This window comes from Pseudomonas sp. NPDC086112 (assembly GCF_044746425.1).
Classification (GTDB): domain Bacteria; phylum Pseudomonadota; class Gammaproteobacteria; order Pseudomonadales; family Pseudomonadaceae; genus Aquipseudomonas.
Genome location: NZ_JBIVCD010000024.1, coordinates 81,762 through 91,664, shown reverse-complemented (window position 1 = coordinate 91,664; position 9,903 = coordinate 81,762). Strand labels below are relative to the sequence as shown.

12 protein-coding genes and 2 rRNA genes are annotated in these 9,903 nt (G+C 57.8%); 8 read left to right on the top strand and 6 right to left on the bottom strand.

Annotated elements, in window-relative coordinates:
• The 4 genes from ACIPLA_RS17650 to ACIPLA_RS17635 form a co-directional block, all read left to right on the top strand.
• A 23S ribosomal RNA gene (locus tag ACIPLA_RS17650) occupies positions 1 to 76 on the top strand; the annotation flags it as partial.
• A 160-nt stretch (positions 77 to 236) separates the two neighbouring features.
• A 5S ribosomal RNA gene (gene rrf / locus ACIPLA_RS17645) occupies positions 237 to 352 on the top strand.
• A gap of 220 nt (positions 353 to 572) precedes the next feature.
• Positions 573 to 2,465 carry a penicillin-binding protein 2 gene (mrdA, locus tag ACIPLA_RS17640; RefSeq protein ID WP_401174608.1) on the top strand — a complete coding sequence of 631 codons (1,893 nt, stop codon included), beginning with the start codon at positions 573 to 575 and terminating at the stop codon, positions 2,463 to 2,465.
• Between the two features lie 132 nt (positions 2,466 to 2,597).
• Entirely contained in the window at positions 2,598 to 2,852 is a 255-nt protein-coding gene (locus ACIPLA_RS17635; protein WP_123497993.1) for a DUF1652 domain-containing protein, read from the top strand.
• A gap of 196 nt (positions 2,853 to 3,048) precedes the next feature.
• On the opposite strand, the gene ACIPLA_RS17630 is transcribed toward ACIPLA_RS17635, so the two are convergent.
• The 3 genes from ACIPLA_RS17630 to ACIPLA_RS17620 form a co-directional block, all read right to left on the bottom strand.
• A complete protein-coding gene (locus tag ACIPLA_RS17630) occupies positions 3,049 to 3,450 on the bottom strand; it encodes a lysozyme inhibitor LprI family protein (RefSeq protein WP_218399028.1) in 402 nt (133 codons plus the stop codon).
• Between the two features lie 93 nt (positions 3,451 to 3,543).
• Positions 3,544 to 3,942, bottom strand: a complete 399-nt coding sequence (locus ACIPLA_RS17625) for a GFA family protein (RefSeq protein ID WP_218399029.1) — start codon at positions 3,940 to 3,942, stop codon at positions 3,544 to 3,546.
• The gene (locus tag ACIPLA_RS17620) at positions 3,939 to 4,883 is read right to left on the bottom strand and encodes an ADP-ribosylglycohydrolase family protein (RefSeq protein ID WP_401174603.1); all 945 of its coding nucleotides are present in this window, start codon (positions 4,881 to 4,883) and stop codon (positions 3,939 to 3,941) included. The genes ACIPLA_RS17625 and ACIPLA_RS17620 overlap by 4 nt, the downstream gene beginning before the upstream one ends.
• Positions 4,884 to 5,081: 198 nt before the next feature.
• Between ACIPLA_RS17620 and ACIPLA_RS17615 the strand changes: the two genes are divergently transcribed.
• Positions 5,082 to 5,567, top strand: coding sequence for an SRPBCC family protein (locus tag ACIPLA_RS17615; RefSeq protein ID WP_007907615.1), 486 nt, complete (start codon positions 5,082 to 5,084; stop codon positions 5,565 to 5,567).
• Positions 5,568 to 5,744: 177 nt separating this feature from the next.
• Here ACIPLA_RS17615 and ACIPLA_RS17610 read toward each other — a convergent pair whose 3' ends face one another.
• Together ACIPLA_RS17610 and ACIPLA_RS17605 are read right to left on the bottom strand one after the other, a co-directional pair.
• Complete coding sequence (locus ACIPLA_RS17610; protein ID WP_218399031.1) at positions 5,745 to 5,891, bottom strand: hypothetical protein; 147 nt, start codon at positions 5,889 to 5,891, stop codon at positions 5,745 to 5,747.
• Between the two features lie 217 nt (positions 5,892 to 6,108).
• Positions 6,109 to 7,044 (bottom strand): AraC family transcriptional regulator, encoded by a 936-nt coding sequence (locus tag ACIPLA_RS17605; RefSeq protein ID WP_218399032.1) that lies wholly within the window; start codon positions 7,042 to 7,044, stop codon positions 6,109 to 6,111.
• A 203-nt stretch (positions 7,045 to 7,247) separates the two neighbouring features.
• Between ACIPLA_RS17605 and ACIPLA_RS17600 the strand changes: the two genes are divergently transcribed.
• The 3 genes from ACIPLA_RS17600 to ACIPLA_RS17590 are packed head-to-tail and all read left to right on the top strand — an operon-like array spanning position 7,248 to position 9,164.
• Positions 7,248 to 7,985 (top strand): SDR family oxidoreductase, encoded by a 738-nt coding sequence (locus tag ACIPLA_RS17600; protein ID WP_218399033.1) that lies wholly within the window; start codon positions 7,248 to 7,250, stop codon positions 7,983 to 7,985.
• A gap of 31 nt (positions 7,986 to 8,016) precedes the next feature.
• Positions 8,017 to 8,274: an Atu4866 domain-containing protein gene (locus ACIPLA_RS17595; RefSeq protein WP_123720437.1), complete on the top strand. Its 258-nt coding sequence runs from the start codon at positions 8,017 to 8,019 to the stop codon at positions 8,272 to 8,274.
• Between the two features lie 53 nt (positions 8,275 to 8,327).
• Entirely contained in the window at positions 8,328 to 9,164 is an 837-nt protein-coding gene (locus tag ACIPLA_RS17590) for an SDR family NAD(P)-dependent oxidoreductase (RefSeq protein ID WP_401174596.1), read from the top strand.
• A 40-nt stretch (positions 9,165 to 9,204) separates the two neighbouring features.
• On the opposite strand, the gene inhA is transcribed toward ACIPLA_RS17590, so the two are convergent.
• Positions 9,205 to 9,891, bottom strand: a complete 687-nt coding sequence (gene inhA, locus ACIPLA_RS17585; RefSeq protein WP_401174593.1) for an isonitrile hydratase — start codon at positions 9,889 to 9,891, stop codon at positions 9,205 to 9,207.
• Positions 9,892 to 9,903 lie beyond the last annotated feature (12 nt).

The following is a 9,903-nucleotide window of genomic DNA, read 5'->3' as shown; positions in this document are numbered from 1 at the left end:
ACGTTGATAGGTTGGGTGTGTAAGCGCTGTGAGGCGTTGAGCTAACCAATACTAATTGCCCGTGAGGCTTGACCATATAACACCCAAGCAATTTGCTGACCTGAAAAGGCACCAGATTGCGGTGTGTGAAGACGAAACGAACCGAAAGTTCGAGATACTCACAAAACACCAAACTATCGCATACCCATTCGCTGGAGCGTGAACCCGCAAGGGCCAACGACCTGGCTACCGAATTTCTTGACGACCATAGAGCATTGGAACCACCTGATCCCATCCCGAACTCAGCAGTGAAACGATGCATCGCCGATGGTAGTGTGGGGTTTCCCCATGTGAGAGTAGGTCATCGTCAAGATTAAATTCCGAAACCCCTATCTGCGTATGCAGGTAGGGGTTTTGTTTTGTCCGCAGGAAAGTACCGTGCTGGCTGTGTCGGCTGCATTGTTCATGAAGTTTCGGTAGAACGGGCGCTAAAGTAACCACGCCGTTTTGGTATGGTGCAGCTCGTTTTTTAACGGACTGATTTCAAGCCTACGGATCGGCACCTCCTCTACAGTCAAAGAGCTGCTGCAGAAATGCCTGAACCAATACCAATCAAGGACCACGAAAAAGAGACGCGCCTGGTCAATAAAAGACTGATGGCCTGCGCCTTGTTCGTCGTCGCTATTACCTGCGCGCTGGTGGTGCGGCTGTATGTTCTGCAGGTGGTCGAGTACGACTACCACTCGACGATCTCCGAAAACAACCGCGTACACGTATTGCCGATCGCCCCTACCCGCGGGTTGATTTATGACCGCAACGGCGTGCTTCTGGCGGACAACCGGCCCAGTTTCAACCTGACCATCACCCGCGAACGGGCCTCCGACGTCAAAGAAGAGCTGGATGAGGTGGTCAACCTCCTGCACCTGCCGGCTGAAGACCGCACGCTGTTCGACAAGGCAATGAAGCAGGCTCGACACCCCTTCGTGCCCGTCACCTTGTTCTATGAACTCAGCGAAGAACAGATCGCGGTGTTGGCAGTCAACGAATTTCGTTTGCCAGGGATCGACGTAGAGCCACAGTTCGTTCGCCACTACCCGATGGGTGCACACTTCGCACACTCGATCGGCTACGTCGGCCGTATCAACGAGAAAGAATCCAAAGCCCTGGACACGGTGGAATACCGTGGCACGCAATCCATTGGCAAGACCGGCATCGAGAGATTCTACGAGCCTGAGTTGCACGGCCATGTGGGTTATGAAGAAGTCGAGACCAACGCTCAGGGCCGCGTGCTGCGAGTGCTCAAACACACCGATCCGATCCCCGGCAAAAACATCGTTCTGAGCCTCGACGTCAAACTTCAGGAAGCTGCCGAGGAGGCGTTGGGCGATCGCCGTGGCTCGGTGGTCGCTCTCGATCCATCGACCGGCGAAGTGCTGGCCATGGTCAGCAAGCCCAGTTTTGACCCGAATTTGTTTGTGACCGGCATCAGCTTCAAGGAATACGCGGCGCTACATGATTCCATCGACCGGCCGCTGTTCAATCGTGTGCTGCGTGGGCTCTACGCGCCGGGCTCGACCATCAAGCCGGAAGTGGCTATTGCCGGCCTCGACGCCGGGGTGGTCACTCCGCAGACCCGCGTCTTCGATCCGGGTTATTACCAGCTACCGGATTTCGATCATAAATACCGTAACTGGAACCACAGCGGCGATGGCTGGGTGGACATGGACGCGGCGATCATGCGCTCCAACGACACCTACTTCTACGATCTGGCGCACAAGCTGGGGATCGACCGCCTGCACGATTACATGGCGATGTTCGGCCTCGGCGAGAAGGTCTCGCTGGACATGTTCGAAGAGTCTGCGGGGTTGATGCCGTCCCAAGCCTGGAAACGCGTCACTCGCCGTCAGGCATGGTTCCCGGGTGAAACCGTGATCCTTGGCATCGGCCAAGGCTACATGCAGGTCACGCCACTGCAACTCGCCCAGGCTACAGCGCTGATTGCCAACAAGGGTGTATGGAACCGACCACACCTGGCCAAAACGGTGGATGGTGTAGCGCCGGTGGACGAGCATCCGATGCCGAACATCCTGCTCAAGGACCCGCGTGACTGGGAGCAGGTCAACCACGGCATGCAGATGGTGATGCACGATGCTCGCGGGATTGCTCGAGCGGCAGCGGCGGGGGCTCAGTACCGCATCGCCGGCAAAAGTGGCACCGCGCAAGTGGTGGCAATCAAGCAGGGTGAGCGCTACAACCGGGCGAAAACCCTGGAGCGCAACCGTGACAACGCCTTGTTCGTCGGTTTCGCCCCGGCCGAACATCCGAAGATTGTCATTTCGGTGATGATCGAGAATGGCGAGGCTGGTGGTCGCGTCGCCGGTCCCGTGGTGCGGCAGATCATGGATGCCTGGCTGCTCGATCAGGACGGCCACCTGAAGCCGCAATACGCCGTGCCGGGCAAAGTTCCGGGAGATCCTCACGTCTAAGGATCACTAACGAGACGATGAGCAACCTGTTACGGTCTTGAGACAGCCGTTATTGAGGATTAGAATTTTCCGGCTAATGGGTGAATGAGGGAGTATTTGCCCGGCCATACACCTGGCGTGATGGAGGTAGCGATGTTCCTTTCAACCCTGGAAATTCAAAACATCATTGAACATAGTTTTTTGCCGGCGGTGTGCACTTGCAGCATGGAGGCGGACCAGTCCCTGACAATTCGGGTCTGCGATTGCATGACCGGGAAAGTGGATTTGGTGGCCACCCATGTTCCGGTATGGACACTGGATAGCCCCCACGCGATCGCGTCACTGGTGGCTGATATGCGGCAAGAAATCGAGGCTCATAAAGGCATTCACGCGCCGTTTTACCGTTGAGCCTGCGTCACGCCGCACCACGTTGGTGGTGCGGCGTGTCTCCCGAAGCCGAGAAGGAAGACTCGGCCACCGCCGAACACGCTATAGCCTGAAGCAGAGCGGTAACATCAAGTTGTCGGGTGGATTTTTGGAGAACACACAATTTGTGTGCCGCCAAGCCCCTTGCAGGCGCGAGGCTTGCCCGCGAACCGCAGCATCAAGCCCCAGGCACCGGGCAACTCAAATCCCCTTCCTGACACTTCAAGTAAGTCTTGAACGCCCCGACCCGCGCCTTCGTCAGTTTGGTGATGCAATTGCTATAGATCAACGGATACACACTGCCACCCGCCACTCCGGACGCCGAGAACTTGCACTCGGCATCGCGAAACGCAATCCATGAGCGTTGAGCACCAATCAACAGCTTTTTGGCGTCAGGGCTGTCGTTCAACCGTAGGGTGATTTGCTGGTAAAGCGCATTCAGCTCCTTGTCGGCCGCTTTGTACTGCTGCGCCGCGCACTGATTCATCGTCGTCTGGTCAGTGGCATTGTCGCAGTCGATGGCATGCGCAAGAGGAGTGAACAGCAGCGGCGTCAACGCAAGGAGAAAACGTGGGGGCATGGGAGGTTCGCTGTAATGATGGAAAGTTGGAATGCAGTGTAGCGGGGCGCCGCCAGCCAACAAATCAGAGTCTGGCGCGGTGTATCCGGAAAACTATGTCTGCCATTCCTGACACTTCTCATTCGATTCATATTCAAGCCAGGACACATCATGGGACGTCCAGATGTGAGCCTGAGGTGTCATTTTCGGATCATCGTCGAGCGTCGCCACGCGAACAATTACATGGGGTTGGGCCAAGCGCTCTGCCATCAGATGCGATCCGCAGATCGAACAGAAATGCCGAAGCTTGCCCGGCGACGACTCATAGGTGCTTAGCCGGTCCTGTCCTTTTATCCAGCGAAAATGCTCACGCATGACCCCGGCCGTCGAGGCGAATGCTGCTGCGTGTGCCTTGCGACAAGTGTGGCAGTGGCAATGACTGATGGGCATGTCGAGGCTATCAAGTTCGTATTCGATGGCTTTGCACAAGCAGCTGCCATGCAAGTTATTCATGGGGCTTTTCCTGGTTGCGTGGCTGAGATGTCGGCAGCGGCGGCGGCCCGAAGCAGGGCGTCAGCCGTGGCCTCGATCTCTTCGCGCATGTGCAATTTCGCCAGCCACCCGTCAGGGATGGCCTGCACACCGTAGTGAGCCCCGGCCAACTGACCGACGATGGCGGTAGTGGTATCGGCGTCATCGCCCAGGTTCGCCGCTTCGAGGATGGCGGCTTCAAAACTGTCAGTGTGGTGAAAGCACCACAAGGCCGCTTCCAGTGATGCAACGCAGTAACCGGTACCACGAATATCGTCTTTGGATTTTCCGAGGTAGTCACCTCGGGCGATGCTCGCGACCTTTGGTTCCACGAACGTCGTCTCTGGCAGGCTCTGCAAATCCAGCTTGGGCGCGCCTTGCAATGCCTTGCGGATCAGAGCGGCAAGCAACTGACAGCATTCAAGTGCCTCTGGCGCCGCATGGGTAGTGCGCGAGCTGTCTGCGGAAAACCTCCTGATCCGGTCGGGGTCGGGAAAGTAGTACAGCACAATTGGCGCTAACCGCATCAGCGAACCGTTGCCGGCTGTGTAGGGATCGGTGGAACCTGCGAATGGCTGACCGTTTTCCAGATAACGAGTCAGCGCTTCACGGACGGTCATGCCGATGTCGAAGCATTCGCCGGTTGAACTCAGGTAACCCCATTGCCACCAGTTGAGATAACGGCCCATTTGGTCGGCCGCATCAAAACCTTTTTTGTTCAGCAGGCTTTCTGCCAGGCAAAGTGCCATGGAAGTGTCATCGGTCCATTGCCCTGGCTTCAGATTGAACGGGCCGCCCCCAACCATATCGGTCAGAGGGATAAACGAGCCGCGTGGCTGGAACTCGGCACGGGTGCCAACGGCATCCCCACACGCAAGCCCCAGCAGGGTTGCGCGATAACGTTCCGTGAGTGAAGGCTGCATGAATCTTCCTTGTAAGGGGTCACGTCGCTGCAAACGTTAGCAGTTTCAGCCCGCTGACTCCCCCCCAAAAACCAGAACTTATGGCCAGAACTGAGGCCGAATATTTCAGGTACGGGTGATTGCGGCACCTGTTTGATACAACTTTTAGGTTGGTCTTATGGTCTTTACGGGCCTACTGTTCAATACAGGAGGTGACTTATGAACCCAGCATCAGATCGCATCGAAAGGAAAATCCTGCTCAAGGTGCCGCGCTCGCAGGTCTGGCGTGTGCTGGCCAACGCCGAAGCCTTCGGGCAATGGTTCGGCGTGGCACTCGAAGGCAAGCGCTTTGTCGCCGGCGAGTGGACCCAGGGGCAGATTACTTATCCTGGTTATGAGCACTTGTTGTGGAATGTACTGGTGGAGCGGGTCGAGCCGGAGCGGGTGTTTTCGTTTCGCTGGCACCCGTACGCAGTCGAACCTGATACCGATTACTCCCAGGAGCCCACCACGCTGGTGAAGTTCGAACTCCAGGATATGGATGAAGGCACGTTGTTGACGGTCGTCGAGTCCGGTTTCGATCACATCCCTCAGTCGCGCAGGCTCAAGGCGTTCCGCATGGACAGCCGGGGTTGGGATGAGCAGATGAGCAATATCGAAAAATTTCTGGTAGACACCAAGGACCACGAGCGTCAGGGCGGCTGATGGCTGCAGGCCATGAAACTCGTGGCTTCAGCCCATGATGGCTGATACATCTAAGGGGGTTCGGAGGGGCGGCTATAGCGAATGTCTTACACGCGGTAGTAGCTATGTCGTCTATTGCGGATTGGATCCGAAGGGTAATCTAGCTCCATCAACTGAAGCACAGGAAGTGCTCCAGGGTCACGGATGATCGACCATAGCAAGGATCGCTGCCGACAGGGAGTCGATATGGTCTTGGGAAAAACCCGCTTCGGCGGGTTTTTTTTCGTCTTTAGAAACCTGAAACCCGATCTCCTGTAGTGCAGGTTTCAGGCGTTGAATGGTCAATGGCTTACACGCAGCCAGTGGTATGTCGTCTTTTTAAGCTTCGCCGATACGTTTAATCTGGATCCATCAACTGCAGCACAGGACGTGCTCAGGATCACGGATGATCGACCATACGCCAGGATGGCTGCCGACAGGATGTCGCAATGGTCTTGAGAAACCCGCTTAGGCGGGTTTTTTTATGGCCTTGATTTGCCTGATTCTGGCGTACACAAAACTGTTAAATCGCCTGAGCGCGTAGTCGGGCGATGTCCTTGCTCGGCGAGGCGCCAAACAGACGGCTGTATTCACGGCTGAATTGCGAAGGGCTTTCGTAACCCATCTTGTAGCCGATTGACGAAATATCGCTATTCTCCGACAACAACAGCCGCCGCGCTTCCTGCAGGCGCAACTGCTTCTGGTATTGCAACGGGCTCATGGCCGTCACCGATTTGAAGCGGTGATGCAGCGCCGAGGTGCTGAGGTTGATCATCTGCGCCAGGTTTTCGATGCTCAAGGGCTCGACGTAATGGTTGTTCAACCACTCGATAGCACGGCTGATACGGTGGGTCTGGGTGTCGGGGATGGCGATTTCATGCAAGCGCTGACCCTGCTCGCCGCGCAATAACCGATAGAAGATTTCCTGTTGTGCCAGTGGCGCCAGGGTCGCGATGTCGTCCGGGGTGTCCAGCAACCTCAGTAGCCGCAACACGGCATCCAGCAAGGGCGCGTCGATCCGATCCAGAAACAGACCACGTCCAGTCGTTCTCACCCCAGATACCCCGATTGGGCTGACATCTGCGATCAAACGGCAGATCTGTGCCGGGTCTATGTCCAGACGCAAGCACAGATAAGGCCGATCCGGGCTGGCCTCGATCACTTTGCCGGCCAAGGGCAGGGTGACCGACACCACCAGGTAATTGAGCGGGTCGTAAACATAGCTTTCAGCGGCCAGGCGAACTTCCTTGCGTCCTTCGACAATCACGCACAGTCCCGGTTTGTGCACCGTGTGCAGGTCTTCGGTGGGATGGTCGCTGCGGATCAGGTGCAAGTCCTTGATCGGCGTGGCGTGAACGCCGTATTCCGGGGCAAAGCGCTTCATCAGGCTCACCAGTTCGGCGCGCCGAACGTCGATGCCGTCCTGGGGCAGGGCATTCGAGGAAATAGAAGTCGTCATGCTGAACAATCTCCTGGGCCGATGGTTGAATCGGGCTAGTAAAACCGATTGTGTTCTTGTCGGCCAGCATCGGTTCGCTGGTACAGGATCGTGCAAGAACCCAGGAGAAACCGGCTAACGAAACTCATCGAAGCGTCCCTAATCTGGACCTGTCGCAACGTCCCCATCCGGGATGTTCCAGTCTTCAGAACAAGGGAAAAGTCATGTCCAACATTCAAGGCAAAGTGGTTGTCATTACCGGCGCCAGCAGCGGAATCGGCGAGGCCAGCGCACGTCTCCTGGCCAGTCAGGGTGCTCATGTGGTGCTTGGTGCCCGACGCATCGATCGCCTGGAAACACTGGTCGCAGAACTCAATGAGGCTGGCCAGAGCGCAGCGTTCAGGGCGGTGGACGTCACCCGCCGCGATGATGTGCAGGCCTTCATCGATTTCGCCGTCGAACGCTTTGGCCGGGTCGATGTGATCGTCAACAACGCCGGAGTCATGCCCCTGTCGAAACTCGAGGCGCTGAAGGTCGATGAGTGGGACCGGATGATCGACGTCAACATCCGTGGCGTCCTTCACGGCATCGCTGCCGGGTTGCCATTGATGCAGCGTCAGCGCAGCGGTCAGTTCATTAACATCGCCTCCATCGGGGCTTATACCGTCAGCCCGACCGCGGCTGTGTACTGCGCCACCAAATTCGCCGTGCGGGCAATTTCCGAAGGCTTGCGCCAGGAAGTCGGGGGCGATGTGCGGGTCACGGTTATTTCCCCCGGCGTGACCGAATCCGAACTGGCCGAGAGCATTTCCGATGCCGGCGGCCGGGCCGAAATGCGTGAATTCCGCAAGATTGCCATTCCTGCCGAGGCTATCGCCCGGGCCATTGCCTACGCCATCGATCAGCCGGCCGATGTGGATGTCAGCGAATTGATCGTACGGCCCACAGCCAGTCCGTTCTGAACGGTCACCTATTGAAGTCGGGAGAACTGAAATGACCAAACCATCGGGTAATCAAGACCAATACGTCGGCCTGTGGGTCACCGCCGACGGCGTGATCCGCCACCAACTGCTGCCGGGCGGGCGCTACGACGAAGCGCGCGGCCATCGGGAAAGCGCCTATCTGGGCCGCTATTGGCTGGAGGGCGACCACATCGAATATGTCGACGACACCGGTTTCACGGCTGACGGCGACTTTCGCGACGGGGTGCTCTATCACGCCGGGATGGTGCTGTACCGCCGGCCGGAGTGACGCGTCATTGTTTTTATCGAGCAAGTCATGCACTGAAACAGAGGAACCTACTCATGAAAAACTCTCCTAAAACCTGGTTTATCACCGGCGCCTCCAAGGGCCTCGGCCTGGCCCTCGCGCAACAGGTGTTAGCCTTGGGAGATCGCGTCGCCGCCACTTCCCGTAACCTCGGCGAGCTGCAGGCAGCCAGCGAGCGCTTTCTGCCGCTGCAAGTCGACTTGATGAATGAATCCAGCGTGGCCAGTGCTATCGCAAGCACCGTTGAAGTCTTCGGCAGCCTTGATGTGGTCGTCAACTGCGCCGGTTACGGTCAGCAGGGCACGTTCGAAGCGCTGTCGGACCGCGAGCTGCGACGCAATTTCGATGTGAATCTGTTTGCACCGCTCAATGTATTGCGTCACGCCTTGCCGCAGTTGCGGGCGCAGCGCAGCGGGCACGTAATCAATATCTCGTCGATTGTCGGCTTCGATGGCGGTTATGCCGGATGGGGCAGTTACGTGGCGAGCAAATTCGCCCTCGGTGGCGTGACTGAAGCGTTGGCGGCAGAGGTTCAGGAGTTGGGAATCAAGGCCACGGTGGTTTATCCGGGACCGGTGCGTACGGGGTTCCTGTCCAGCGCTTCGCTGGCCGTTGCCGAGCGCAGGATCGATGATTACACCGCCGCGCAAGCGTCACTGGACCTGCACCAGAACACCCTTGACGGTCAGCAGGCCGGCGACCCGGACAAGATTGCCTTGGCAATCATCCAGGCGGTCAACGTCAGCGAGCCGCCGCTGCACTTGTTCATGGGCCAGATTGCGGTTGACCTGGCGCAGCAGAAAATCGCTCAGGTGCAGCAGGACTTGAACCAGTGGAAAGCCATATCGCTGGCAACGGATTTTCCGGCCTGAGTAACTGGCTGCGGGGGCAATAGCTCCCGCAGCGTTTCTTTCACTGGCGGGCGAGTTTCGCCGCTGCACGTTCGGTGATTTCCGAGCGCAATTTCAACGACGCGGCAGCGCGTTTGCGGGCTTCCCCCAGCACGCTGACCGGTGCTGTCTCGGGACTGCCCGAAGCGAACGGCGGCGCCGGAGCATATTCCAGCTGCAACTGCACCAATTGCGCCGTGTCCTTATCAAACAATTCAGCCGCCAGGGTCAGGGCAAAATCGATCCCCGCGGTGATCCCGCCCCCGGTCAGCAGATTGCCGTCGCGCACCACCCGATCGTTCACCGGGATCGCTCCCAAAACCCCGAGCAACTCGTGATACGCCCAGTGCGTGGTGGCGCGTTTGCCCTTGAGCAACCCCGCCGCGCCAAGCACCAGCGCGCCGGTGCAGACCGAAGTGACATATCGCGCCTCGGCGGCCATTGCCTTGATGAAGGCCAGGGTTTCTTCATCCTCCATCAACGGCCCGACACCGCTGCCGCCAGGAATGCAGATCACATCCAGCGGCGGGCAATCGTCGAAGGTGGTGGTCGGTTTCAACACCAGCCCGGTGCTCGCGGTGATCGGGACCAGGTCCTTCCAGATCAGGTGCACCTTCACGTCCGGCAGCGAGGCCAGCACATCATAAGGGCCGGTCAGGTCCAGTTGTTGAACCTGTGGAAACAACAGAAAACCGATCTGCAACGTCATGGCGTTTTTTCT